Source organism: Phenylobacterium parvum, from assembly GCF_003150835.1.
In the GTDB taxonomy this organism is placed as follows: domain Bacteria; phylum Pseudomonadota; class Alphaproteobacteria; order Caulobacterales; family Caulobacteraceae; genus Phenylobacterium; species Phenylobacterium parvum.
The window spans coordinates 761685-785549 of sequence record NZ_CP029479.1; the positions used below are offsets into that span (position 1 = coordinate 761685).

General features: G+C 70.5%; 22 protein-coding genes. 9 read left to right on the top strand and 13 right to left on the bottom strand.

Annotated features, from left to right (window positions below; genetic code table 11):
* Positions 1 to 14 precede the first annotated feature (14 nt).
* Positions 15 to 1157: a serine hydrolase domain-containing protein gene (locus HYN04_RS03620; RefSeq protein ID WP_162599524.1), complete on the top strand. Its 1143-nt coding sequence runs from the start codon at positions 15 to 17 to the stop codon at positions 1155 to 1157.
* A 141-nt stretch (positions 1158 to 1298) separates the two neighbouring features.
* Here the strand turns inward: HYN04_RS03620 and HYN04_RS03625 are convergent, their stop codons facing one another.
* A complete protein-coding gene (locus HYN04_RS03625; protein WP_110449492.1) occupies positions 1299 to 2567 on the bottom strand; it encodes a cytochrome P450 in 1269 nt (422 codons plus the stop codon).
* A 220-nt stretch (positions 2568 to 2787) separates the two neighbouring features.
* On the opposite strand from HYN04_RS03625, the gene HYN04_RS03630 reads away from it, so the two are divergent.
* Positions 2788 to 3888 (top strand): NADH:flavin oxidoreductase, encoded by a 1101-nt coding sequence (locus HYN04_RS03630; RefSeq protein ID WP_110451287.1) that lies wholly within the window; start codon positions 2788 to 2790, stop codon positions 3886 to 3888.
* 21 nt (positions 3889 to 3909) lie between these two features.
* Here HYN04_RS03630 and HYN04_RS03635 read toward each other — a convergent pair whose 3' ends face one another.
* The 5 genes from HYN04_RS03635 to HYN04_RS03655 all read right to left on the bottom strand — a co-directional run bounded on the left by HYN04_RS03635 (position 3910) and on the right by HYN04_RS03655 (position 7348).
* The gene (locus HYN04_RS03635) at positions 3910 to 4344 is read right to left on the bottom strand and encodes a globin (RefSeq protein WP_110449493.1); all 435 of its coding nucleotides are present in this window, start codon (positions 4342 to 4344) and stop codon (positions 3910 to 3912) included.
* A gap of 7 nt (positions 4345 to 4351) precedes the next feature.
* Complete coding sequence (locus HYN04_RS03640) at positions 4352 to 5263, bottom strand: SMP-30/gluconolactonase/LRE family protein (RefSeq protein ID WP_110449494.1); 912 nt, start codon at positions 5261 to 5263, stop codon at positions 4352 to 4354.
* A 68-nt stretch (positions 5264 to 5331) separates the two neighbouring features.
* A complete protein-coding gene (locus HYN04_RS03645) occupies positions 5332 to 5850 on the bottom strand; it encodes a dihydrofolate reductase (RefSeq protein WP_110449495.1) in 519 nt (172 codons plus the stop codon).
* A gap of 5 nt (positions 5851 to 5855) precedes the next feature.
* Complete coding sequence (locus HYN04_RS03650; protein WP_110449496.1) at positions 5856 to 6707, bottom strand: thymidylate synthase; 852 nt, start codon at positions 6705 to 6707, stop codon at positions 5856 to 5858.
* An 86-nt stretch (positions 6708 to 6793) separates the two neighbouring features.
* Positions 6794 to 7348 (bottom strand): DUF924 family protein, encoded by a 555-nt coding sequence (locus tag HYN04_RS03655; protein ID WP_110451288.1) that lies wholly within the window; start codon positions 7346 to 7348, stop codon positions 6794 to 6796.
* 123 nt (positions 7349 to 7471) lie between these two features.
* Here HYN04_RS03655 and HYN04_RS03660 point away from each other — a divergent pair, with 123 nt between their 5' ends.
* Both HYN04_RS03660 and ilvC read left to right on the top strand, forming a co-directional pair.
* Positions 7472 to 8323 carry an RcnB family protein gene (locus HYN04_RS03660; protein WP_110449497.1) on the top strand — a complete coding sequence of 284 codons (852 nt, stop codon included), beginning with the start codon at positions 7472 to 7474 and terminating at the stop codon, positions 8321 to 8323.
* A gap of 142 nt (positions 8324 to 8465) precedes the next feature.
* The gene (ilvC, locus tag HYN04_RS03665; RefSeq protein WP_110449498.1) at positions 8466 to 9485 is read left to right on the top strand and encodes a ketol-acid reductoisomerase; all 1020 of its coding nucleotides are present in this window, start codon (positions 8466 to 8468) and stop codon (positions 9483 to 9485) included.
* Between the two features lie 396 nt (positions 9486 to 9881).
* Here ilvC and HYN04_RS03670 read toward each other — a convergent pair whose 3' ends face one another.
* Entirely contained in the window at positions 9882 to 10868 is a 987-nt protein-coding gene (locus tag HYN04_RS03670) for a sodium-dependent bicarbonate transport family permease (RefSeq protein ID WP_110449499.1), read from the bottom strand.
* A gap of 125 nt (positions 10869 to 10993) precedes the next feature.
* Here HYN04_RS03670 and HYN04_RS03675 point away from each other — a divergent pair, with 125 nt between their 5' ends.
* The gene (locus HYN04_RS03675) at positions 10994 to 11878 is read left to right on the top strand and encodes a LysR substrate-binding domain-containing protein (RefSeq protein ID WP_110449500.1); all 885 of its coding nucleotides are present in this window, start codon (positions 10994 to 10996) and stop codon (positions 11876 to 11878) included.
* A gap of 165 nt (positions 11879 to 12043) precedes the next feature.
* On the opposite strand, the gene HYN04_RS03680 is transcribed toward HYN04_RS03675, so the two are convergent.
* Complete coding sequence (locus HYN04_RS03680) at positions 12044 to 12787, bottom strand: tRNA1(Val) (adenine(37)-N6)-methyltransferase (RefSeq protein ID WP_110449501.1); 744 nt, start codon at positions 12785 to 12787, stop codon at positions 12044 to 12046.
* A gap of 65 nt (positions 12788 to 12852) precedes the next feature.
* On the opposite strand from HYN04_RS03680, the gene HYN04_RS03685 reads away from it, so the two are divergent.
* Entirely contained in the window at positions 12853 to 13875 is a 1023-nt protein-coding gene (locus HYN04_RS03685; protein ID WP_110449502.1) for a polyprenyl synthetase family protein, read from the top strand.
* A gap of 147 nt (positions 13876 to 14022) precedes the next feature.
* On the opposite strand, the gene fumC is transcribed toward HYN04_RS03685, so the two are convergent.
* Positions 14023 to 15414, bottom strand: a complete 1392-nt coding sequence (fumC, locus tag HYN04_RS03690; RefSeq protein WP_110449503.1) for a class II fumarate hydratase — start codon at positions 15412 to 15414, stop codon at positions 14023 to 14025.
* A 79-nt stretch (positions 15415 to 15493) separates the two neighbouring features.
* Here fumC and HYN04_RS03695 point away from each other — a divergent pair, with 79 nt between their 5' ends.
* Positions 15494 to 15871, top strand: a complete 378-nt coding sequence (locus tag HYN04_RS03695) for a RusA family crossover junction endodeoxyribonuclease (RefSeq protein ID WP_110449504.1) — start codon at positions 15494 to 15496, stop codon at positions 15869 to 15871.
* A gap of 123 nt (positions 15872 to 15994) precedes the next feature.
* On the opposite strand, the gene sciP is transcribed toward HYN04_RS03695, so the two are convergent.
* The 4 genes from sciP to HYN04_RS03715 form a co-directional block, all read right to left on the bottom strand.
* The gene (gene sciP / locus HYN04_RS03700; RefSeq protein WP_110449505.1) at positions 15995 to 16288 is read right to left on the bottom strand and encodes a CtrA inhibitor SciP; all 294 of its coding nucleotides are present in this window, start codon (positions 16286 to 16288) and stop codon (positions 15995 to 15997) included.
* A gap of 166 nt (positions 16289 to 16454) precedes the next feature.
* Positions 16455 to 17852 carry a flagellar hook protein FlgE gene (locus tag HYN04_RS03705; RefSeq protein WP_110449506.1) on the bottom strand — a complete coding sequence of 466 codons (1398 nt, stop codon included), beginning with the start codon at positions 17850 to 17852 and terminating at the stop codon, positions 16455 to 16457.
* 43 nt (positions 17853 to 17895) lie between these two features.
* Positions 17896 to 18564: a flagellar hook assembly protein FlgD gene (locus HYN04_RS03710; RefSeq protein ID WP_110449507.1), complete on the bottom strand. Its 669-nt coding sequence runs from the start codon at positions 18562 to 18564 to the stop codon at positions 17896 to 17898.
* A gap of 4 nt (positions 18565 to 18568) precedes the next feature.
* Positions 18569 to 20365, bottom strand: coding sequence for a flagellar hook-length control protein FliK (locus tag HYN04_RS03715; RefSeq protein WP_162599525.1), 1797 nt, complete (start codon positions 20363 to 20365; stop codon positions 18569 to 18571).
* A 426-nt stretch (positions 20366 to 20791) separates the two neighbouring features.
* Between HYN04_RS03715 and flgK the strand changes: the two genes are divergently transcribed.
* Both flgK and HYN04_RS03725 read left to right on the top strand, forming a co-directional pair.
* Positions 20792 to 22885 (top strand): flagellar hook-associated protein FlgK, encoded by a 2094-nt coding sequence (gene flgK, locus HYN04_RS03720; RefSeq protein ID WP_110449509.1) that lies wholly within the window; start codon positions 20792 to 20794, stop codon positions 22883 to 22885.
* 11 nt (positions 22886 to 22896) lie between these two features.
* Positions 22897 to 23826, top strand: a complete 930-nt coding sequence (locus HYN04_RS03725) for a flagellin (protein WP_110449510.1) — start codon at positions 22897 to 22899, stop codon at positions 23824 to 23826.
* Positions 23827 to 23865: the final 39 nt, after the last annotated feature.

Consider the following 23865-nt stretch of genomic DNA (forward strand, 5'->3'; position numbering starts at 1 on the left):
CACGGGAGGCGGGCGTGTACGCAGGCTTTGAGAAGGCCCTGGAGGCGGCGGTCGCCTCCGGGCGGATCGCCGGCGCGGTGGCCGCCGTGGCCGACCGAGACGGGGTGACCTATACCCGCCAGGCCGGGGTCCGGCAGGCAGGCGAACCTGCGGCCATGACCCAGGACACCATCTTCTGGCTGGCCAGCATGACCAAGGCGGTGGTCTCGGTCGCGGCCCTGCGCGAGGTGGAGGCCGGGCGGCTCGGCCTGGACGGGGACCTGTCAGGCCTCCTGCCCGAATTCGCCGACCTGAAGGTGCTGGAGGGCTTCGGCGAGGACGGGGCGCCGCGCCTCAGGCCCGCCCGCCGGGCGCCGACCCTGCGGGACCTGCTCACCCACACCTCGGGCTTTGGCTACGGCTTCCTGAGCGAAGACCTGACCCGCTGGCACGCGGCCACCGGCGCCGCCGATCCGAACGGCGGGACCCGGGTGGCGCACGTCCTGCCCCTGCTGCATGAGCCGGGTGAGGCCTGGAGCTACGGCATCGGCATCGACTGGGCGGGCCTTGCGGTGGAGGCCGCCAGCGGCCAGCGCCTGGACGCCTATCTCTCCGAGCACATCCTGGGGCCCCTCGGCATGACCGACACCGGGTTTGCCCCGGTGGACCCGACCCGCCGCGCCGTGGCGCACCTGCGGGTGGAGGGGACCCTCTTCCCGGCCCCGACCCCGCCCGGCGGGACGGATGCCGAGGTCCTGTCCGGCGGCGGCGGCCTGCACGGCACGGCGCCGGACTATATCCGCTTCCTGCGAATGCTGCTGAACGGCGGCGAGCTGGACGGGGCGCGGGTGCTGAAGCCGGAGACCGTGCGGTCGCTCAGCGAGGTGCAGACGGGGCCGCTGAAGGCCGGCGCCTTCAAGACCGCCAACGGCGTCCTGACCACCGACTTTGACCTCTATCCGGACATGCTGACCGGGCACGGCCTCGCCACCGTCGTCACCCCCGAGGCGACGAAGGAGGGGCGCAGTCCCGGCGCCCTCAACTGGGCGGGGATCTTCAACACCTACTTCTGGGCGGACCCGGAGGCGGGCAAGGCCGGGGTGCTGCTGACCCAGCTCATGCCCTTCGGCGACCCGGACGTCCTGGCCCTGCTGAGGGCGCTGGAGAAGGGCGCCTAGGGCGGGAGCCGTTGACCCCCTCCGTCCCGCTTCGCGGTCCACCTCCCCCTGGGGGGAGGAATTAGAGCGCCATTGCTCCCCCAAGGGGGAGCTCCCGGCGAAGCCGGGTGAGGGGGTCAGTCCCCCTCGCCGTTCCCATCCCTAGAGCCGGGAGGGGATGACCACCTGCATGCTCTCGTAGCCCTTCACGAAGGACGAGTAGACGCGCTGGGGTTCTTCGACGACCTGGATTTCCGGGAAGCGCTGGAGAATTTCTTCCCAGAGAATCTTCAGTTGCAGCTCGGCCAGGCGGTTGCCCACGCAGCGGTGGATGCCGAAGCCGAAGGACAGGTGCTGGCGCGGGCGCTCGCGGTCGATGATGAAGGCGTCGGGGTTCTCGATGACCTCGTCGTCCCGGTTGCCCGAGACGTACCACATGACGACCTTGTCGCCCTTGCGGATGGTCTTGCCGCCCAGCTCGATGTCCTGGAGCGCCGTGCGACGCATGTGGGCCAGGGGGGTCTGCCAGCGGATGGTCTCGGAGACCATGGAGGGGATCAGGTCCGGATTGGCCTTCAGCTTGGCGAACTGGTCCGGGAACTTGTTCATGGCGTAGACCGAGCCGGTCATGGAATTGCGTGTGGTGTCGTTGCCGCCCACGATCAGCAGGATCAGGTTCCCCAGGTATTCCATGCGGTCCATGTTCCGCGTGGCCTCGCCGTGGGCGAGCATGGAGATGAGGTCGCCCTTCGGCTCGGCGTTGACGCGCTCGTTCCAGAGCCGGGTGAAGTAGTCGACGCACTCGAAGAGATACATCTTCCGCTCGGTGTCCGGATCGTCGGTCTTGAAGTGCTTGGACGTCTTGTCCGCGGTGGCGACGTCGGACCAAAAGGTCAGCTTGCGGCGGTCCTCGAAGGGGAAGTCGAAGAGGGTCGCCAGCATCTGGGTGGTCAGCTCGATGGAGACCCGGTCCACCCAGTCGAAGGGCTGGCCGATGGGCAGGTCGTCCAGGGTGTTCTGGATCCGGCTGCGGATCAGGGGCTCCATCAGGTGCAGGTTCTGCGGCGACACGATCGGGCTGACCGTCTTGCGCTGCACGTCATGCTTGGGCTGGTCCATGGCGATGAACATGGGCAGGGTGAAGTCGTCTTCCGGATCGAACAGGGTGATGGCCGGCTCGGAGGAGAAGACGCCGTGGTTGGTGTCCACGGCCATGATGTCGTTGTACTTGGTCACCGACCAGAAGGAGCCCTGCTCGTGGTGCTCGGGCGGGTGGAAGTGGACCGGGTCCTCCTTCCGCAGGCGCTCGAAATAGGGCCAGTGGCTGTCGGTCTTGAACAGTTCCGGGTCCGCGACGTTGATGTCGTCGAGCGGGATGGAATAGGCCCGGGCGCGGGCTTCGGCCTTGAGGTCAACGGCTCCGTCGCTCATGGCGGACTCCTTGGGTCAGGGCGCAGCGGCGTCAGGGGCCGGGGCGCAATTTGAGCATTGCTCAGACCATGGCGAAGGGAGGCCCGAAAAGCAAGGCGCCCGCGCCTCCGGGCCGCCCCGGAATTTCGCCTGACGCCGGCGCGCCGACGGTGCATAAGGTCGCCCCGAAACACCGAAACCGGGGTCCGCCAGGACGGACCCGATGCAGGAGACGCCGTTCATGGCCGCCGAAGCCCTCTTCCAGCCCTGGTCCTTCAAGGGCCTCAACCTGAAGAACCGCCTCGTCATGGCGCCCATGACCCGGTCCTTCTCGCCCGACGGCGTGGTGACCGAGGACGTGGCCCAGTACTACCGTCGCCGCGCCGCCGGCGAGGTGGGCCTGATCATCACCGAGGGCACGGGGGTCGACCGCGCCGCCTCCCTGAACGACCGCAACGTCCCGCGCTTCCACGGCGAGAAGGAACTGGCCGGCTGGAAGCGTGTGGCCGACGAGGTGCACGCCGAGGGCGGCGCCATCGCCCCCCAGCTCTGGCACGTGGGCGCGGTGCGCTCGCGCGACCCGGAGTGGAACCCCGAGGGCGGCTATGACAGCCCCTCGGGCCTGTCGAGCCCGGGCAAGAAGTTCGGCGAGGGCATGAGCGAAGAGGCCGTGGCCGACGCCATCGACGCCTTCGCCCGCGCCGCGGCCGACGCCAAGCGCCTGGGCTTCGAGACCATCGAACTGCATGGCGCCCACGGCTACCTGATCGACCAGTTCTTCTGGGACGGCACAAATGCGCGCGAGGACGCCTACGGCTCGAAGGACCTGCCTGGCCGGGCCCGCTTCGCCGCCGACATCCTCCGGGCCGTGCGCAAGGCGGTGGGGCCGGACTATCCGGTGATCATCCGCATCAGCCAGTGGAAGCAGCAGGACTTCACCGTGAAGATGGCGCCGACGCCCAAGGAACTGGAGGCCTGGCTGACGGCCCTGACCGACGCCGGCGCCGACATCCTGCACTGCTCGCAGCGCCGCTTCTGGGAGCCGGAGTTCGAGGGCTCGGACCTCAACTTCGCCGGCTGGGCCAAGAAGCTGACCGGCGTGCCGACCATCACGGTGGGCTCGGTGGGCCTGTCGGGCGAGTTCGTGGCGGCCTACGCCGGCGAGGCCTCCCAGCCTGCCTCCATCGACGACCTGCTGCGGCGCCTGGAGCGGGAGGAGTTCGACCTGGTGGCCGTGGGCCGGGCCCTGCTGCAGGACCCGAACTGGGCGGTGAAGATCCACCAGGGCCGCAATGACGAGCTCCTGAGCTTTGACCGCACGGCCATGGCCAGCCTGTCCTGAGGCCGCAAGGCCCCGGCCTTCTCAGGCCGGGGTCATCGCCTGGTCGGGATGGGTGACGTACCAGTCGAGGTCGACCAGGGTGGTGGCCCAGGCCGCCTCCCATTCCGGCCGCCAGTCGTCGCCGCAGACCTCGCGGACCGAGTCCCGCACGGTGGCGAAGAAGGTGCGGAAGACGTCCGGCGGGACGTCGTAACCCTCGTGCACCACCACCTCGCTCTGGATGAGGGTGCGGGAATAGAGGCGCTCGCCCACGAAATCGAGGATGGCCTGGAGCACCCGGGTCAGCATCTCGCCGCGGATCTGGTGGTTCTGGTCCCGCCAGAAGAGGACCTCCATCTCCGGCTGCTCGCTGAAGAGGCGGTCATAGACCACCGGCGTCAGGTCCTCGCAGAGCTCGCCCGCCCGCTCGAGGCTGGCGACGATGTCGGGCTCATGGGGGTCGGGCGCTCGGGGCATCCGGGCCTCAGGCGTTGAAGTTGAGCTTCAGGCCCGGCCGCGGCCAGGTCGCGCGGTAGAGCTTGCCGGTGGCCGAGGCGGTGATCCAGGCCGTGCGCATGTCGGCCCCGCCGAAGCAGATGTTGGTGGTGACCAGGTCCGGCACCGGGAAGTGCTCCACCGACCCGTCCGGGTCGAAGGCGGTGATCCCGCCATTGATGATGGTGGCCACGCAGACCTTGCCGCCGGCCTCCACCGCCAGGCTGTCGAGCAGCTGGTATCCGGGCAGGTTGCAGACGACGCGGCCGGGGGCGAAGCCGTCCGGCGGGCCCAGCACGCCGGTCTCGGCGACGTCGAAGGCCCAGAGCCGGCCGAGGTTGGTGTCGGCCAGGTAGACGACCTTCTCGTCCGGAGAGAGGCCGATGCCGTTGGGCGAGATCAGGTGGTCGCGCTGGCGGCTGATGTGGCTGCCGTCGATCTTCGCATAGTAGATCGCCCCGAACTTGCGCCCCTCGGGGGTGGAGCAGCCATGGTCGGAGAACCAGAAGCCGCCCTGCCGGTCGAAGACGATGTCGTTGGGACCCACCAGCTTCTTGCCGTCGCACTCGGTGTAGAGGGTCTTCAGCTCACCGGTCTTCAGGTCGAAGCGCTGGATGTAGCCGCCGGTGTGCGAGGGCGGGGTCGGGCCGGGGATGGTCATGCCCTGGTTGTCCAGCCACTCGAAGGAACCGCCGTTGTTGGTGATGTAGATGGCGCCGTCCGGGCCGATGGCCGCGCCGTTCGGCCCGCCGCCGGTGTTGACCAGGATCTCCTTGGACCCGTCAGGCTTCACCCGGGTGAGGGTCTGGCGCTTGATCTCGGTGAGGATCACCGAGCCGTCGTTCATGGCGATGGGGCCTTCCGGAAACTGGAAGTCCTCGGCGATCAGCTGCAGGTCCATGGCCCGTCTCCTCCCGGGATTGTCATTGGCGGGGACTATGGGCGAGGGCCGCGGCGAGGGAAAGGGCCTCAGGCCCGCTCCAGCACCCGGAAGGTTACGGGATAGTCGTCGCCCTCGCCGGCGGGCAGGTCCTCGCGGCGGACCTCGCGCCAGCGGCTCTCGTCGAAGGGGGCCAAGAGGATGTCGCCCTCCACCTCGGCGTGGACCTCGGTCAGGTAGATGCGCCGGGCGCGCTGCAGGGCCAGGGCGAAGAGCGAGGCGCCGCCGATCACGCAGACCTCGCTGGCGCCGTCCTCCTCGGCCTGCTCGCGGCCGATGGCCACGGCCTCGGAGAAGTCCTCGCAGACCACGCAGCCGTCGGGGGCGTAGGAGGCGTCGCGGGACAGGACGATGTTGGTGCGGCCCGGAAGCGGCTTGCGGGGCAGGCTCTCCCAGGTCAGGCGGCCCATGATGACCGGCTTGCCCATGGTCAGGGCGCGGAAGCGGGCGAGGTCGGACTTCAGCCGCCAGGGCAGGGCGCCGGCGCGGCCAATGACGCCGTTGCGGGCCCGGGCGATGGGGCCGGCGGTGAGGAGGGGGGCGGCCATCGCCCTCAGACCGCGATGGGGGCGGAGATGGCCGGGTGGGCCTTGTAGCCCTTGAACTTCACGTCGCCCGGCTCGAAGGCGAAGAGGTCGTCGCGGGCCGCCAGCTCCAGCCGGGGCGGCGCCAGGGGCTCGCGCGTGAGCTGCTCGCGGGCCTGGTCCAGGTGGTTCAGGTAGAGGTGGGCGTCACCCAGGGTGTGGACGAAGTCGCCGGCCTCCAGCCCCGTCACCGCCGCCACCATGTGCGTCAGCAGGGCGTAGGAGGCGATGTTGAAGGGCACCCCCAGGAAGACGTCCGCCGAGCGCTGGTAGAGCTGGCAGGAGAGGCGCCCGTTGGCCACGTGGAACTGGAAGAGGCAGTGGCAGGGCGGCAAGGCCATGTCGTCCACGTCCGCCGGGTTCCAGGCGGTGACGATGTGGCGGCGGCTCTCGGGGCTGCGCTTCAGCCCTTCGACCAGGGCGGCCATCTGGTCGATGGCCCGGCCGTCCGGGGCGGCCCAGGAGCGCCATTGACGGCCATAGACCGGCCCCAGCTCGCCCTCGGCGTCGGCCCACTCGTCCCAGATGCTGACCCCTCGCTCCTGCAGCCAGCGGACATTGGTCTCGCCGCGCAGGAACCAGATCAGCTCGACCACGATGGAGCGCCTGTGCAGGGTCTTGGTGGTCAGGAGGGGAAAGCCGCGCGAAAGGTCAAAGCGCATCTGCCGGCCGAAGACCCCCCGCGTGCCGACGCCGGTGCGGTCCGGCCGGTCGACCCCGTTGGCCAGGATGTCGGCCAGCAGGTCGAGATAGGGCTGCTCGAGCGCCGGCCCGACCACAGCGGAAGTCTCGGGGGCGTCGATGCGGGCGGGCGCGTTCATGGAGGCTCCGGAAGGTTGCCTAGGGGACCCGATTCGGGCGGGGCCGGGAACCGTCCGAGGGGGGCAAGTCCACAGGACCGGCGGAGTTATCCCGCGAATCCGCCGTCGGAGAGGTAGGCCAGCTCGGCCGGCGTGCTCTCCCGGCCCAGGGCGGCGTTGCGGTGGGGGAACCGGCCGAAGCGGTCGATGATGTCCCGGTGCATCTCGGCGAAGCGCAGGATCTCGGTGTCGCCGGTCTCGGCGCAGAGAGCCTGGATAAGGCGCACACAGTCGGCCTGGTCGACGGGGTCCTCGGAGTGCTCCAGCGGCATGTAGACGAAATGGCGCAGCTCGAGTTCGACCTGCAGGTCGAAGCCCCGGCGCAGGGCGGTGCGGGTGGCGCGCCGGGCCTTGCCGTCGGTGGCGAAGGCGTGGGCGCTGTCGCGGTAGATGTTGCGGGGGATCTGGTCGAGCAGGAGGATCAGGGCCAGGGCCGGCTCGGCCTCCTGCACCCAGTCGTCATACTGGCCCCGGGCGGCGGCGAGGTGCACGGGCTCGAACCTCAGGCGCAGGGCGTCGTCGAAGGCGACGTCCTTGCGGAACCATCGGCGTGGGCCCGCATTGCGCCAGTAACCGACGACATCCAGGGGCAGGGCGGGCATCTTCACGGACCTCTTCGGGCGGCGGCGTTCAAGCGCGGTTCAGATTGGTCTTCCTAATCCTAAGCGTGCGGGGGCGACAACCGCGCGGAGGCCCCCCGGCGTCCGCACTCGGAGGCAAGGACCATGAACCGTCATTCGGCCAGCGCATCCCTCCTGACCCTGATCCTGGCCCTGGGCCTTGTCGGGGCGTCTTCGGCGTTGGCCCAGGAAGCCGGCGAGGGCGAGGGCCGCCCCGACCGCCGGGAGGACTTCCAGCCGCCCCGCGAGGACGGCCCGCGCCTTGACCGGCGCGAGGCGCCGGCGCCCCCCTTCGCGCCCCCGCCTTCAGCCCGGCCCGAACCCCGGCCCGAACCCCGGCCGGATTCCGGCGCGCCGCCGCAGGCCTGGGGCCGCTACGGCCAGCCCCGGGAGGCGCGCCCCGATCCTGCGCCCGGCGGCGGCGGGGACCGGCCCGGCCGGGAGTCCGGCGGGCGGGACGGCGACCGGCGTGAAGGCGGCGACCGCGGCCGCCATGACGATCGGCGCTATGACGGTTCTCGCCATGACGGATACCGCTACGACGGCTACAGGCCAGACGGCTACAGGCCAGACGGGTACAGGCCAGACGGTTATCGGCCAGACGGCTATCGTTACGACTACCGTCCTGATGGCCGCCGCTACGACGGCTATCGCCATGATGGCCGGCGGCCGCCGCGTTACGATCCCCGGTGGTATCCGCCGGTCTGGATTCCGCCCTACCGCTACCGGGGCGACCCCTGGTCTCCGCCGCCGGGCTTCTCCTATCGCCGCTGGTCCTATGGCGAGGTCCTGCCCTGGACCTGGTGGACCCCGCGCTACCGGATCGACTCCTGGTGGGTCTATGGCCTGCCGGTCCCGCCGGTCGGCTTCGCCTGGGTGCGGCTGGGGCGCGACGCCGTGATGGTGGACCTCTGGACCGGGCGCATCGTCCAGGTGGCCTTCAGCCTCTTCTGGTAGGGTCGGGAGGGCCCGGCCCTCTGGGCTGCGTCCCGGAGGGCCGGCCTTGCTTGACGCGGCGGGAAATTTCCCCTTCAAGCGGCGGGCTTTTGCGCGGCCGGCCCAGCGGCCCCGCGCCCGTCTTGTCCAAAGGAGACCGCCCATGCGCGTCTATTACGATCGCGACGCCGACCTCGCCCGCATTCTGGACAAGAAGATCGCCATTGTAGGCTACGGCTCGCAGGGCCGGGCCCACGCCCTGAACCTGCGCGACTCCGGCGTGAAGAACGTTGCCGTCGCCCTGCGGCCCGATTCCGCCACCGCCCGCAAGGTCGAGGCCGACGGCCTGAAGGTGATGAGCGTGGCCGAGGCCGCCAAGTGGGCCGACGCCCTGATGGTGCTGGCGCCCGACGAGCTTCAGCGCGGCATCTACAACGCCGAGATCGCCCCCAACCTGCGGGACGGCGCGGCCCTGCTGTTCGCCCACGGCCTGAACATCCACTTCAACCTCATCGAGCCCAAGTCCACGGTGGACGTGCTGATGATCGCCCCCAAGGGCCCCGGCCACACCGTGCGCGGCGAGTACGAGAAGGGCGGCGGCGTGCCCTGCCTGATCGCCATCCACCAGAACCCCACCGGCAACGCCCTCGACTTCGGCCTGGCCTACGCCTCGGCCATCGGCGGCGGTCGCTCGGGCGTGATCGAGACCAGCTTCCGCGAGGAGTGCGAGACCGACCTGTTCGGCGAGCAGGCCGTTCTGTGCGGCGGCCTGGTTGAGCTGATCCGCGCCGGCTTCGAGACCCTGGTCGAGGCGGGCTACGCCCCCGAGATGGCCTATTTCGAGTGCCTGCACGAGGTGAAGCTGATCGTCGACCTCATCTACGAGGGCGGCATCGCCAACATGAACTACTCGATCTCGAACACCGCCGAGTACGGCGAGTACGTGACCGGCCCGCGGATAATCACCCCCGACACCAAGGCCGAGATGAAGCGCGTTCTGGAGGACATCCAGTCCGGCCGCTTCGTGCGCGACTTCATGCTGGAGAACGCGGCCGGCCAGCCCAGCTTCAAGGCCACCCGCCGCCGCGCCTCCGAGCACGGCATCGAGGACGTGGGCGCCCGCCTGCGCGCCATGATGCCCTGGATCAGCAAGAACAAGCTGGTGGATACCGAGAGGAACTGATCCGCGGAATCCCGAACCCCTCATTCCTCCCCCAAGGGGGAGGTGGACCGCGCGCAGCGGGCCGGAGGGGGTCAACGGCGTCCGGGATTGACCCCCTCACCCGGCTTCGCCGGGAGCTCCCCCTTGGGGGAGCAATTGGCTCATCATTCCTTCCCCAAGGGGGAGGTGGACCGCGCAGCGGGCCGGAGGGGGTCAACGGCGACCGGGATTGACCCCCTCACCGGGCTTCGCCCGGAGCTCCCCCTTGGGGGAGCAATTACGCTCCAATTCCTCCCCCGAGGGGGAGGTGGACCGCGCAGCGGGCCGGAGGGGGTCAACGGCGACCGGGATTGACCCCCTCACCCGGCTTCGCTGGGAGCTCCCCCTTGGGGGAGCAATCGGTTCTGCATCCGTCCCCTAAAGCGCCCCCGCCGCCAGGGCGTAGAGGGGCAGGCCCAGGATCAGGTTGAAGGGGAAGGCCACGCCGAGCGCGAGGCCGAGATAGACGCCGGGGCGGGCTTCGGGCAGGGCCGTGCGCATGGCGGCGGGCGCGGCGATGTAGGAGGCCGAGGCGGCCAGCAGGATCAGGAGGGCGCTGTCGCCGGGTGCGAGGCCGGCGAGGCGTGAGGCGACGTAGCCCGCGCAGGCGCCCGCCAGGGGCAGGGCGATCCCCAGGGCCAGGACCCGGGCGGGCGGCCTTCCCGCGTCGGTGAGGCTGCGGGCGGCGGCAAGGCCCATGTCCAGCAGGAAGAGGCAGAGGGCGCCCTGGAAGAGGGGGTTCACGAAGATGTCCAGCCGGGCCATGCCGCGCTCGCCCGTCGTCAGGCCGATCAGGAAGCTGCCCACCAGCATAAGGGCCGGGCCGCCGAGGAAGACTTCGCGCAGGATGCTTCCCATGCCGTGGCCGGCGCCGGAGCCTTCCGCCGCGCGCCGGGCGATGATGAGGGCGGTGAGGATGGCCGGGGCCTCCATGATGGCGAGGACCGCCGTCATGTAGCCGCTGAAGACCACGCCGTGAGCGGCCAGGAAGTCGGATCCCGCCGCGTAGGTGACCACCGAGACCGAGCCGAAGGCCGCCGCCGTGGCCGCCGCCGAGGCCCGCTCCAGCCCGCCGAGACGCCTCAGGACCGGATAGGCGACCAGGGGCCAGGTCAGGGACAGGAGGAGGCCGGCGATCCCGGCCCGCACGAAGCCCTCGCTGAGCCCGGCCTCCGCCGCCTCGACCCCGCCCTTGAAGCCGATGCAGAGCATCAGGAAGAGGGACAGGGTGCGGCTGGTGGAGGCCGGCAGCGACAGGTCTGACTTCGCGAAGCCGCCAAAGAGGCCGAGGACAAAGAAGAGGATGGCCGGCGCGAGCAGGTTCTGGGCGCCGAGGGCGGCGGCGGAGGTCAGGGCTTCGGGCATGGAAATCCGGATGATCAGCGCGCCCCCCCGGGCGCCGGGAGCGGACGTCTAGGGCGCGTCGCGGGACAAGGGGCGTTGAAAGGTGCTATTCCTGCAATGAGCAAAACTCATGAAGGACCGGGGCCATGCCGCGCGACGTCAACCTGGACCTCGACCTGGTCCGCACCTTCGTGACCATCGCCGACACCCGCAGCTTCACCCGCACGGGGGAGCGGCTTGGGCGCAGCCAGTCGGCGATCAGCCTGCAGGTCCGGCGGCTGGAGGAGCGGCTGGGGGTGAAGCTGCTGGCCCGCGACCCGCGCCGGGTGGGCCTGACCGAGGCGGGGGAGGCCTTCCTGCCCAAGGCACGGCGGCTGCTGAGGGTGAATGACGAGATCCTCGCCGAGCTGACGGGCGAGGACCTGGAGGGCGAGGTCCGGCTGGGTGCGCCGGAGGACTTCGCCACCGTGCACCTGCCGGACATACTGGGCGCCTTCGCCCGGGCCCATCCCCGGGTGGCCCTGGCGGTGACCTGCGACCTGACGCTGAACCTTCTGGATCGGCTGCAGGCCGGCGCCCTGGACCTGGCCCTGGTCAAGCGCGAGCCCCTGGGGCCGGACCTGGGGGTGCGGGTCTGGCGCGAGCCCCTGGTCTGGGTGGCGGCCGACCGGGCGGTGCTGAGGCCCGATGAGCCCGCGCCCCTGGTGATCGCCCCGGCCCCCTGCGTCTACCGGCGCCGCGCGGTGGCGGCCCTGGAGGCGCGGGCGCGCACCTGGCGGGCGGCCTACACCAGCCCCTCCCTGGCGGGCCAGCATGCGGCCCTGCGCGCCGGGCTGGGCCTGACCGTCCTGCCCCGGGAGATGGTTCCCGACGACCTGGTCCTGCTGGGCGAGGCCGACGGCCTGCCGCCCCTGGAGGACGCCGAGATCGCCCTGTTGAAGGCGCGCGGCGGGGCGCCCCGGGCGGCGGACCGGCTGGCGGAGTTCGTCCTCGCGTCCCTGGACCGGCGCTCGGCCCGGCCGGCGGGCTAGTTCCTGCCCCCATGTGGAGGAAGTGGGTCAGCTGAGGGGCGGTTGACCCCCTCACCGACCTTCGGTCGGAGCTCCCCCTTGGGGGAGCAATGGCTCTCTAATTCCTCCTCCCAGGGGGAGGAGGACCGCGCAGCGGGACGGAGGGGGGTCTGCTGAGGGGCCGTCTCAGTCCCAGCCCAGCGGCGCGGCGTCGCGCAGGATGGCGTCGGCCTCGGGGGTGTGCTTGCCCTCGCCGTCGGGGTGCAGGACGAGGGCCGGCAGGAGAACCAGGGGCGCGCGGCCGCCGCGCACCGCCCGCACGATCACCCGGCTGGCGGGCGAGGCGGCGCGGGGCTGGACCGGCCGGATTCGGAGGGAGCCGCACCGGGGCGCGAGGCCGGCCAGGAGGTCGGCCAGCCGGTCGGCGCGGTGGATGATCGTGATCGTCCCGCCGTCGCGCACGGCCTTGAGGAGAAAGCCCGTCCAGGCCGCCAGGCCGTCGGCCGCCATCCAGGCGCGGGTCTTCTCCGGTGCGGGGCCGCGCAGGGCCCTGGGGTCGTCGAAGAAGGGCGGGTTGCAGAGGGCGGCGTCGAAGCGGGGCAGGCCCAGGCGGGCGAAGGGCAGGGCGACGTCGCCGCCGAGGGCCTCCACCTGGTCTGACAGGCCGTTCAGGTCGATATTGGCCCGGGCGAGGGCCAGGGCTTCCGGGTCCGCCTCGATCCCGGTGAAGCGCGCCTGCGGCCTTCGGACCGCGGCCGCCAGCATGACGGCGCCCGGGCCGCAGCCCAGGTCCAGCACCCGATCCCCCGGACGGGCGTCGCAGGCCGCCGCCAAGAGGGCCGCGTCCATGCCCGCCCGGTAGCCCCGGGCGGACTGGAGGAGCCGGACCCGGCCCCCGAGGATTGCGTCCGACTGGCTTGGGTCCGTCATGCGTTTGCGCCAAAAACCCCGGTTGGGCATTGTGCCGGCGAGGCGCCTGCCTTATCGCGTTCGGCATGTCGTCCGCAACGCAAGCCGCCGAACCGGTCGCCCGCAGCGCACCCTCCATTGCGGGCCTGACCCGCCTCGCCCAGCGCGACATGGAGGGCGTGGACGCCCTGATCCGCAACCGCATGCAGAGCCCGGTGTCGGTGATCCCGGCCCTGGCCGAGCACCTGATCGGCGGGTCAGCCAAGCGCCTGCGTCCCCTCCTGACCATCGCCGCGGCGCGGCTGGCGGGGGCGAGGGACGACGCCTGCCTGAACCTGGCGGCGGCGGTGGAGTTCATCCACACGGCCACCCTGCTGCATGACGACGTGATCGACTCCTCCGAGCTGAGGCGCGGCAAGGTGGCGGCCCACCTGATCTGGGGCGCCCCGGCCAGCGTGCTGGTGGGCGACTTCCTGTTCGCCCGGTCCTTCGAGCTGATGGTCGAGGCCGGGTCCATGCCGGCCCTGGAGATCCTGGCCCGGGCCAGCCGGGTGATCGCCGAGGGCGAGGTCCTGCAGCTGACCCGCGCCCACGACCTGGACCTGCCCCAGGAAACCTACCTCGAGATCATCGGCGCCAAGACCGCCGAGCTGTTCGCCGCCGCCTCGGAGGCCGGGGCGGTGTCGGCGGGGGCGCCGGCCGCGACCTGCGCCGCCCTGCGCCGGTTTGGCCGCAACCTCGGCCTGGCCTTCCAGCTGGTGGACGACGCCCTGGACTATTCGGGGGCGAGCGAGACCCTGGGCAAGAACCCTGGCGACGACTTCCGGGAGGGTAAGGCGACCCTGCCCCTGCTGCTGGCCATTGCCCGGACGGGCGAGGCGGAAAAGGCCTTCTGGGAGCGGACCATCGACCGGCGCGAGCAGACCGAGGCCGATTTCGAGCGCGCCCGCCTGCTCGTCTCCGGCTGCGGCGCCCTGGACTCCACCCTGGCCCTGGCCGAGGACTACGCCGCCGACGCCAAGGCGGCGCTGGCGGGCTTCGAAGGCGCCGACGGTTGGAAGGCCGCCCTGGTCGAGCTGGCCGACTTCGCCGTCTGGCGGCGGATGTAGGCGCCCGGGCGCGGCTGAGCCGCCCTTGACCCCCTCACCCGGCTTCGCCGGGAGCTCCCCTTGGGGGAGCAATCAAGCGCTCTCTAATTCCTCCCCCAAGGGGGAGGTGGCGCGCGCAGCGCGACGGAGGGGGTCTACCGAGGCGACTTAGCCCGGCGAGATCATCTTCTCGGGGCGGACGACCGCGTCGAACTCCTCGTTGGTGACATAGCCGCCGCCGACGGCCTCCTCGCGCAGGGTGGTGCCGTTCTTGTGGGCGGTCTTGGCGATCTTGGCCGCGGCGTCGTAGCCGATCTTGGGCGCGAGGGCCGTGACCAGCATCAGGGAGCGCTCGAGGGCGGCCTTGATGTTGTCCTCGCGTGCCTCGATTCCGACCACACAGTTGTCGGTGAAGGAGACGGCGGCGTCGGCCAGCAGGCGGCAGGACTGCAGGAAGTTGTAGGCCATGACCGGGTTGAAGACGTTCAGCTCGAAGTGGCCCGAGGCGCCGGCGAAGGTCAGTGTGGCGTGGTTTCCGAAGACCTGGGTGCAGACCATGGTCAGGGCCTCGCACTGGGTCGGGTTGACCTTGCCCGGCATGATGGACGAGCCGGGCTCGTTCTCGGGCAGGGACAGCTCGCCCAGGCCGGACCGGGGGCCGGAGCCCAGGAAGCGGATGTCGTTGGCGATCTTGAACAGGGAGCCGGCGACGGTGTTCAGGGCGCCGTGGCTGAAGACCATGGCGTCGTGGGCGGCCAGGGCCTCGAACTTGTTGGGCGCCGAGACGAAGGGCAGGCCGGTGATCGCGGCGATCTTGGCCGCGACCAGCTCGGCGAAGCCGACGGGGGCGTTGAGGCCGGTGCCGACCGCCGTACCGCCCTGGGCCAGCTCGAGCAGGCCCGGCTGGCACAGGCGGATGCGCTTCAGGCCATTCTCGACCTGCTGGGCGTAGCCGGAGAACTCCTGGCCGAGGGTCAGGGGCGTGGCGTCCTGGGTGTGGGTGCGGCCGATCTTGATGATGGGCTCGAAGGCGACCTGCTTGGCGCGCAGGGCGGCAAGGAGGTGCTCCAGGGCCGGAAGGACGTCGTGGTGCACCTGCTCGGCGGCGGCGATGTGCATGGCCGTCGGATAGGTGTCGTTGGACGACTGGCTCATGTTGACATGGTCGTTCGGGTGGACCGGCGTCTTGGAGCCCATCTCGCCGCCCAGCATCTCGATGGCGCGGTTCGAGATGACCTCGTTGGCGTTCATGTTCGACTGGGTGCCCGAGCCGGTCTGCCAGACCGACAGGGGGAAGTGGGCGTCGAGCTTGCCGTCGATCACCTCCTGGGCGGCGGCGACGATGGCCTGGCCGATCTTCGGGTCCAGCCGGCCCAGCTCCACATTGGCCTCTGCGGCGGCGCGCTTGACGATGCCGAGGGCGCGGACGACGGGCCGGGGCTGCTTTTCCCAGCCGATCTTGAAATTGCCGAGGCTGCGCTGGGCCTGGGCGCCCCAGTAGACGGAGGCGTCGACCTCGATGGGGCCGAAGGTGTCGGTTTCAGTGCGGGTCTTGCTCATGGCGGGCCTCCGGTCGAATGTGCCCACCGTTTAGCGGAGACCGGCCAGACTTCAAGGCGGCCGCCGCCGGAGGATGGCCATGGACGCGGGCTGGACCCATCACGGCAAGGTGCGCGCCCGCGAGCACGAGGGGGCCATCGAGGTGGTCGTCGACGGCCTGACCACCCAGACGCGCTACTACAAGCCCCTGATCTACGAGTTCTTCCGCAAGGCCTGGCGGGGCGGCCGGCCGGCCTGGGGGGAGTTCTCGGTCGAGATCGTGATGGACTATGTGGGCGATCCGCCCTGGATGGACCTGGACAACCTGGCCAAGGCCCTGCTGGACGCCATCAAGGGCTATGTCTTCCACGACGACGCCCAGGTGGCGCGCCTGCTGGTGGAGCGCCGGGCCGGCGAGCGCGAGCGGATCTCGATCCGGGTGCGCCGGCTTGGGGACGGGCCGGACAGGGCTGCCTGAGAAGGGGCGGCCTGAAGAGGGCGGCCTGAATAGGGGCGGCCTGAAGGCAGGGCCCTGAAACGCGAAACGGCCGCATCCCGGGGGTGGGGATTCGGCCGCTCGGTCGCCCGCAAGGGCGGTAAGTCAGCGGTACTGCTGGAGCCGCGTGGTCCGGAGCCCGGCCATGCCGTGCTTCTCGATGGACTTCTGCCAGGCCTGGAACTCTTCCTGCGTCAGGGAGTACCGGTCGCAAGCCTGTTCGAGGCTGAGCAGCCCGCCGCGGACGGCGGCCACCACCTCGGCCTTGCGGCGGATCACCCAGCGCCCCGTGTCCGGGGGCGGCAGGTCGCGGATCGTCAGCTGGGCGCCGGTGGGGCCGATGACATAGGCCTCCCCCCGGCTGTTGGTCCGCAGCTGCGGCTGTTGTTGCTGATACATGGCTTTACGCCCTTCCCACCATCAGGTCTTGGACCCACTTTGGCGGGCATCGCATAACGCCCGGTGAAAAATCGTAGTAAACAAAGACCTAATCACAGCTTCCCCCATGTATTAAACCGATACAGTCAAGATGTCTGGCGACGTTAAATCGTGTTAACTTCAAGACTTATCGCTTAATATTGATCAATTCCTCCAGCATCTGGTCGGCTGTGGTGATGATCTTCGAAGAGGCCGAATAGGCTCTTTGAGTGGTGATGAGGCCGGTGAACTCTGCAGACAGGTCCACGGTGGAGGCTTCCAATGCAGAGGACTGGATTTTCCCGGCGCCGCCGAGTTGAGGCTGCTTCACTGAATACTCGCCGGACTCCGTCGACTGGACGTAGGCGTTGCCGCCCACCGCATCGAGGCCGTCGGGGTTGGCGAAGGTGGCGAGGCCGATCTGGGCCACCAGGCGGACGAGGTTGTTGTCGAAGATGGCCGAGACCTTGCCGTCCTCGGCGACTTCCACGCCCACCACGTTGCCGACGGGGGCGCCGTTCGGATTGATCGAGGCCACGGTGGATGTCGCCGCGAACTGGGTGAACCGGTCGATGTCCAGGTCGATGCTCGCCGCCTCGATGCCGAGGGCCGAGGCCCACCGGAGGCCGGCGCCGGCCGAGGAGGCGGCGAGGGCGATGTTGGGCGGGTTGCCGACGCCGGCGGTGACGCCGAACAGGGTCGAGCCCGCCTCGTCGAAGGAGCCGTCGGAGTTGAAGCGCATGATGCCCTGGGCGATCTGGCCGGGCCGGGCGGCGCCCGCCACGTCGGAGGCCGGGACAGAGTAGATCTCGGCGTGCCAGGCGTTGGCGGCGCTGGAGTCCTTCAGGAAGGCCATGGCCAACCGCCGGGTGCCGCCGCCGGAGTCGATGACATTCATCTGGAAGGTGAAGTCGGGCTTGGTGCCGGTGGTCGGGTTGTTGGCGTAGTCCGACAGGGAGGCGACGGTGGCCCCGTTGTAGGTGGCGTCGCCCACCGACCCGGTAATGCCGCGCTTGTCCAGGTTGGCGTTGATGATGACGTTGGACGTCTGCAGGACCTGGGCGCCCAGATCCTTGATGTTGATGGAGTTCATCTGCGTCAGGTCGGACGGGTCGGTGAAGATGTTCCCGGTCGCGTCCGAGGGCCAGCCCTGCAGGTAGTATCCGGAGTCATTCACCAGGTAGCCGTCGGAATCCACGCTGAACGAGCCGGAACGGGTAAAGTACCGCGGGTCCTGCGTGGTCAGGTCTGTGCCCTTGTCGGTGACGACAAAGAAGCCGTTGCCGGCGATGGCGAGGTCGGTCGCCGAGGAGGCCGACTGGATCAGGCCCTGGTTGGCGATGAAGTTGCGGGTCACCGCCTCGACGCCGCCGGCGGAGTACCGGCCCTTGACCACCTGCGAGGTGACCACATTGGCGAAGTTGATCTGGGTCCGCTTGTAGGCGGTGGTGTTGGTGTTGGCGATGTTGTCGGAGATCGCCGCCAGGGATGCCGAGTTGGCGATCAGGCCGGAGACGCCGGCGAGAAGGGCGCTGTTGATGCTCATGGTGTCTGTTTCCCGGGGGGTTGGCGCTTGAGGGGGCGGCGGCCTAGGCGGGCTGCCGGACGGAGGTGACGGCGGTCCAGGGCACCCGGGTTCCGCCAATGGAGAGGATGGACTGGCCTGCCGACTGCTCGACGCCGGTCACGACGCCGCGCTGGAAGACCTTGGAGGTGATCGTGGCGCCGGAGGCGTCGGTCGGGGTGATCCGGAGGCTGTACTCGCCCCCGTCCTGGCGCTTCAGGCCCGTCAGGTCGGACCCGTTCCAGGTGAAGGCCTGGTCGCCGGCCTTGAGGTTGGTCGGCGCCGAGACGGCCACGGTGCGGCCGTTGGAGTCGAGGACCTCGATCTTCACCGAGGCGGCGTCGCGGCCGAGGTTGTAGGACCAGTTCGCCCTGCCGCCCGAGAGGGTGGCCTTGGCGCTGTCGGCGGTGACCTCGCGGCCGATCACCGACACCGCCTGGGCCATGCCCGTGCCGGTGTTGGAGACCAGCTGCTTGAGCAGGTCATTGGAGTACAGTTGCTGCTGCACACCGGTCATCTGCACCAGCTGCTGGGTGAACTGGTTGGAGTCCAGGGGCGAGAGCGGGTCCTGGTTCTGGATCTGGGTGGTGAGCAGCTTGAGGAAGGTGTCGTAGCTGCTGGCCAACTGGGCCTTGCCCAGGGCGCCGATGTCCTGGGTCTTGGCGGGAGTTGCGGTCGTGGGCGTGACGGCCATGGCTTCAGATCCTGATGTCGACGCCGGAGCGGGCGGCCATCCGCCGTCCGCTCAGGGCTTCGGTAATGTCGGAGGGGACTTCCCGGCCCGCCTCGCGCTCCGGCGCGGCGGGGGCGGGGTTGCGGCCGTCCCGGGCGTCGGCCCAGCCAGGGTTGCGGCCCTGGGAGCGGTCGCCGGCAACGTCGAAGGTCAGGCCGCCGGACAGGTTGAAGCCGGCGCTCTCGAGGCTCTTCTGCAGTTCGTCGGCGCGCCGACCGAGTTCCCCCGCAGCGTGGGCGTCCTCGAAGGTGAAGGCGGCCCGGATGCCGCCGGCGGCGTCGATCTCCAGCCGCACGTCGACGCGGCCGAGATCGCCCGGGTTGAGCTCGAGGTCGAAGCGGGTGACCCCGTCATCCAGCCGCCGCGCCATCTGCGCGGCAAGGGCCAGGACGGTCTCGGGCCCGGCCCGGGCGGGAAGGGGGGCGGGCTCAGGGCCGGCAAGATCGCTGCTTCGGGTCTCGACCGCCGGGGCGGCGCCGGAAAGGGTGGGCGCCGGGTCCGCGGCCTCGATCCGGACGGCGAGCTCATCCCGGTCGTCCGAAAGGGACCCCGGCATGTCCGCGCGGGCCTGGAGGGCTTCCACCCGGCCCTCGACGCGCGGTGCGCCCGGGAGCGGGGCGGGAGCCTGGGCCTGGGCCTGGGAGGATGTCCCAACGTCATCCGGCCGAAGGGCGGCGGGGACGTCGCCGGCGGCGGCGCCTTCACGGCGGCGGGGCGTGGCCGGCCGGGCCTCGGAGGCGCGAGCTTCAGGAACCTGGACGCCCGTCGGAAGAAGGGCGGCCTGCCGGGCGGTCTCGACGGGCGCCTGCGGCGAGGGCGACCCGGGGACCTCCGGACCGTCTGCAGCCTCAAGGGGGGGCGACGAGGCGGCCTCGGCCCGCCCCGGAAGCCTCTGGCCCGTGACGGCGATCACGCCGGGGGCGAGCGCCAGGGCGACGGCGGCGGCGGGCGAAGGTGTGGCGGGCGAAGGTGCAACGCCACCCTGCACGGGCGCCGCCAGCGGGGCTTCGGCGCGGGCGAGGCCGCGGGGATCGGAAACCGGGACGGACCCGGTTTCAAGGCCCTCCGGGAGCTTTCCGTCCACCGGTCCCGGGACCGGCTGGAGAGGCGCCGCCGCTGCAGGGGGCGTCGTAGGCGCGATCGCCAGCGGGGCGCCGACCGGGGACATTTCGATCGGGGCCGTGCTGGTCGCGCGCGCGCTGGGCTGAGGAATGGTCGTGGGGGGCGTCCCGGCCACTGAAGCCGCAGGGGACAGCCGCGCCGGGATCGCCGCACCCTCGCGGGGTTCGGGCTGGGACCGCGCCTCCTGCGGGCGCTGGACCGGAGGCGGCGTGAAGGCGCCGGGAATCCCCATTTCGGCGAGGCGGCTGCTGGTCTCGGGGGCAGGTTCCCGAGCGGCGCCGGCCTCAACCTCCGCCCCGGGGCCCGGCTCAATCCTGAGGGCGGCCGAGAAGGCCAGGCCCAGGCCCTCGCGGGAAACCCCCGGCAGGGGCGGCAGTTCCATCGCCAGGGCGACCGACGCTTCGACGGCGGGGAGTTCAGGAGAAGGCGGCGCAAGGTTCCCCGAAGGGAACTCGGTGGGCGTCCGCACAGACTTCAGAATGCCCGCGAGGCTCTCCAGCATGGCGGCGAAGTCGCTTCCGCCCGTGGCCTCGCCACTTACAGACGGGCCAGCCGCAGACGGGCCAGCCACCGACGGGCCTGCCGCCGGCACGAGGCCGGTCGCAAGGGGGGCAAGGATCTGGGCGGCGTCGAGACTCAAGGTGGAACAACCGGGGCCGGGTTCACCCTCCGGCGAAGGGGCGCCTGCTGCGCCTCATGACTTCGCCTCACCCGTCGCAACCTTCGCGCCAACTTCGGCGAGGCCTTTCAAGAGATTGTAAAACAATAGAAAAAGTTCGCGTCCGGCGCCCATCGATCCGGGGGAGGTGCGGTTTTTGCCGGGCGCATTCCCGCCGGGAAGGGCGAGTCCTGCCGCCCTGTCCGGCGCCGCCGGGCGGTGGGCATGGGGCGTGGGAGTCGGACTGGCCCGCCTCTTGCGACCCTGTAGATATCTCAAAGCGGCTGCAGAACTCGCCGCGTTGAAATGAAAGGATTTTTTCGGAGGCCTCGCGCAGGCGAAACCTGAAAAGCCCGGCAGAAATCGCCGGGACTGCGCAACGGTTGCCGGTTGAGGGGGATTATTCCCGTGTCACTCACCGCCGTACTGAGCAATGCGTCGTCGGGTCTCATCGCCGCCCAGGCGGGACTGCGAACGGCCTCTGACAACATCGCCAACGTCAATACGCCCGGTTACGTCCGCAAGGCGATCGACCAGACCCACCGGATCATCGGCGGGGTCGGCGCCGGAACGGAGATCAGCGGCGTCCACCGCATCGTCGACCAGTTCCTGGTGTCCGCAGGCCTGAGCGCCACGGCGACGGCCAGCCGCTGGGATCAGGTCGCCCGCGGGCTGGACAACGCCCAGAGCCTCTTCGGCGACCCCACTTCCGACACGGGCTATTTCGCCTCCCTTGACCGGGTCTGGACCACCTTCGAGGCCGCCGCCCAGAACCCGACATCGGGAATCCTGCGCACGCAGTCGGTGTCTGCGGTCGAGGACTTCTTCAACCAGACCTCCCGGATCAACAGCCAGCTCCGCCAGATGGTGGCGTCCTCGGACGCCAAGGCGATCACCACCACCCAGGACATCAACGACCTTCTCTCCCAGATCGCCCGCCTGAACACGGACATCAGCCGGGCCTCGGTGGGCTCGGGCGACGCCACGGGCGCCGAGAACGTGCAGTCGGGACTGATCGAGAAACTCGCGACCCTGCTGGACATCCAGGTCGCCTCCCGGTCGGCCGGGGGCGTCACGATCCGCTCGTCGGAAGGCTTCGAGCTGGTCGGCGATGTCCCGGCCAACCTGGTCTACCGCTCCACGGACTCCACGCCCGGCTACCTCGCCGTCCAGTACCCGACCGGGGCTGAGCAGCCGATCACGGTGACCGGCGGGGAGATGCGGGCCCTGATGGACCTGCGCGACGGAAGCCTGCCGGGCCTGATGGAGCAGTTGGGCGAGTTCGCGAACCGGGCGGCCGAGCGCCTCAACGCCGCCCACAACGCCTCCAGCGCGGCCCCGGCGCGGGCCCTCCTGGAAGGACGCGACACCGGCCTTGACCTGCCGGCAGCGGTGGGCGGCTTCACCGGCTCCACGACCCTTGCGGTGGCCAACGCCTCCGGGGTGCTCCAGCGCCGGGTGGATATCGATTTCGACGCCGGGACGATGAGCGTCGACGGGGGCCCGTCCACGGCCTTCACCCCCGCCAACTTCCTGGCCAGTCTCAACACCGCCCTGGGCGCCTTCGGTACGGCTTCCTTCTCCAACCGGGCCCTGACCCTCCAGGCGACAGCGCCCAACGGCCTGGCCTTCGATGAGGGGACATCCCAGAAGGCCGGGCGGGGCTTCTCCCACTACTTTGGCCTCAACGACCTGGTCCGAAGCTCGGGTCAGACGGCCTACGAGACCGGGCTCAGGGCCACGGACCCGCACGGGTTCACCGCCGGCGACACCCTGACCCTGCGCATGACCCAGTCGGACGGGCGCCCAATCCGCGACGTCGCGGTGGCGGTCCCTGCGGCGGCGACGATGCAGGACCTGGTCAACGCCCTGAACGCCAACAGCACCGGGGTGGGCCTAGTCGGCGCCTTCGCCCTGGACGCCCAGGGCCAGCTGGCGTTCTCGCCCAGCACCAACCCCCCGGTATCGCTGTCGGTGGTCTCCGACCTGACCAGCCGCGGGGCCGGCGGTCCCTCGATCAGCGCCCTCTTCGGTCTCGGGACCGTCGAGCGCGGCTCGCGGGCCGACCGGCTCACGGTCGACACCCGGATCGTCCAGGACCCGAACAAGCTGGCCCTGTCGCGGCTGGACCTCTCGGTCGCCGCTGGCCAGCCCGCCATCCGGCCCGGGGATGGGTCCGGCGCAAGGGCCCTGGCGGCGGCGGGGGAAACCCGCACGGCCTTCGACCCTGTCGGAACCCTCGGGGCCCTGACGGTCTCGCTCAGCGACTACGCCTCGCAGTTCAGCGCCGCGGTCGGCCGGCAGGCCGAGGCCGCCGAGAGCCGAAGGCTGACGACCCAGGCGGTGTCCGGCGAGGTCGCCGCCCGTCGCCAGTCCGTCGAAGGCGTCAACATCGACGAGGAACTCGTCCGACTCACCACTTACCAGCAGGCGTTCAACGCCTCGGCCCGCATGATCCAGGCGGCCAAGGAACTGTTCGACGTCCTCACGAACATCATCTGAGGAGGCCCTGAATGACCCGGGTATCCACGAGCGGCAACTACAGCTCCGTCCTGACCAACCTCATGTCGGCCCAGCAGCGGCAGATGGAGGCGAGCGACCAGCTCAGTTCAGGCAAGATCGGCACGGACCTGAAGGCCTTCTCCCGCAACGCCCAGGTCCTGACGGCCATGCAGACCCTGAACACCCGGCTGACCGGCTTCACGGAACAGAACGCCTTCACCTCCAACCGCCTGGAGATGCAGGACCTGGCCCTCAACAAGGCGGCGGAGGCGGCGCGCATGACCCGCGACGCCCTGTCCAACGCCCTCGCCGCCGACCGAGCCGACGCCCTGATCACCGAGCTGAAGGGGCAGTTCGCGAACGCCGTGGGGGCGCTCAACACCCGTCACGCCGGGAAGTACCTGTTCGCCGGGGGCCAGGTGGACACCCCGCCGGTCTCCGCCAGGCAGCTGTCGGACCTGACCCTCTCGCCGACCGCCGTGGCGGACTCCTTCCACAACGACGACTACATCGACAAGGCCCGGGTGGATGAGACCACCACCCTGGAGATCGGCCAGCTGGCGGACGACCTGGGCACGCCTATGTTCAACGCCTTCCGTGACCTGCAGGCCTTTGAGGAAGGCGCAAACGGTCCCTTCACGGGCAAGCTCACCGCCGCCCAGCGGACCTTCCTGCAGAGCCAGATCGCGGTCTGGGAAACGGTGCAGGGCGACCTGACCACCGCCGCCGCCCGAAACGGGACGGTCCAGGGCCAGCTGGAGTCGGTCAAGCGCGGCCTGACCGCCCGCCAGAACACGGTCGCCGGAATGATCGGCGATGTGTCGGACGCCGACATGGCCAAGGCCGCCACGGCCCTGACCCAGGCGCAACAGGCGGTGCAGGCCTCGTCCCAGGTCTTCCTGTCCCTGAAGAACGTTTCCCTGCTGAACGTCCTCCAGTAGGGGCGGCTCGCAAATGGCGCCGTGCGGGACTAGATAGGC

Excerpts from the sequence above, each read along its gene's own strand:
- fumC (WP_110449503.1), bottom strand. The coding sequence starts at position 15,414 with ATGAGCAAGACCCGCACTGAAACCGACACCTTCGGCCCCATCGAGGTC.
- HYN04_RS03680 (WP_110449501.1), bottom strand. The coding sequence starts at position 12,787 with ATGACGGACCCAAGCCAGTCGGACGCAATCCTCGGGGGCCGGGTCCGG.
- HYN04_RS03710 (WP_110449507.1), bottom strand. The coding sequence starts at position 18,564 with ATGGCCGTCACGCCCACGACCGCAACTCCCGCCAAGACCCAGGACATC.
- HYN04_RS03650 (WP_110449496.1), bottom strand. The coding sequence starts at position 6,707 with ATGAACGCGCCCGCCCGCATCGACGCCCCCGAGACTTCCGCTGTGGTC.
- sciP (WP_110449505.1), bottom strand. The coding sequence starts at position 16,288 with ATGTATCAGCAACAACAGCCGCAGCTGCGGACCAACAGCCGGGGGGAG.
- HYN04_RS03635 (WP_110449493.1), bottom strand. The coding sequence starts at position 4,344 with ATGCCCCGAGCGCCCGACCCCCATGAGCCCGACATCGTCGCCAGCCTC.
- HYN04_RS03675 (WP_110449500.1), top strand. The coding sequence starts at position 10,994 with ATGCCGCGCGACGTCAACCTGGACCTCGACCTGGTCCGCACCTTCGTG.
- ilvC (WP_110449498.1), top strand. The coding sequence starts at position 8,466 with ATGCGCGTCTATTACGATCGCGACGCCGACCTCGCCCGCATTCTGGAC.
- HYN04_RS03645 (WP_110449495.1), bottom strand. The coding sequence starts at position 5,850 with ATGGCCGCCCCCCTCCTCACCGCCGGCCCCATCGCCCGGGCCCGCAAC.
- HYN04_RS03725 (WP_110449510.1), top strand. The coding sequence starts at position 22,897 with ATGACCCGGGTATCCACGAGCGGCAACTACAGCTCCGTCCTGACCAAC.
- HYN04_RS03655 (WP_110451288.1), bottom strand. The coding sequence starts at position 7,348 with ATGCCCGCCCTGCCCCTGGATGTCGTCGGTTACTGGCGCAATGCGGGC.
- HYN04_RS03670 (WP_110449499.1), bottom strand. The coding sequence starts at position 10,868 with ATGCCCGAAGCCCTGACCTCCGCCGCCGCCCTCGGCGCCCAGAACCTG.
- HYN04_RS03705 (WP_110449506.1), bottom strand. The coding sequence starts at position 17,852 with ATGAGCATCAACAGCGCCCTTCTCGCCGGCGTCTCCGGCCTGATCGCC.
- HYN04_RS03625 (WP_110449492.1), bottom strand. The coding sequence starts at position 2,567 with ATGAGCGACGGAGCCGTTGACCTCAAGGCCGAAGCCCGCGCCCGGGCC.
- HYN04_RS03695 (WP_110449504.1), top strand. The coding sequence starts at position 15,494 with ATGGACGCGGGCTGGACCCATCACGGCAAGGTGCGCGCCCGCGAGCAC.
- HYN04_RS03630 (WP_110451287.1), top strand. The coding sequence starts at position 2,788 with ATGGCCGCCGAAGCCCTCTTCCAGCCCTGGTCCTTCAAGGGCCTCAAC.
- HYN04_RS03685 (WP_110449502.1), top strand. The coding sequence starts at position 12,853 with ATGTCGTCCGCAACGCAAGCCGCCGAACCGGTCGCCCGCAGCGCACCC.
- HYN04_RS03640 (WP_110449494.1), bottom strand. The coding sequence starts at position 5,263 with ATGGACCTGCAGCTGATCGCCGAGGACTTCCAGTTTCCGGAAGGCCCC.
- HYN04_RS03660 (WP_110449497.1), top strand. The coding sequence starts at position 7,472 with ATGAACCGTCATTCGGCCAGCGCATCCCTCCTGACCCTGATCCTGGCC.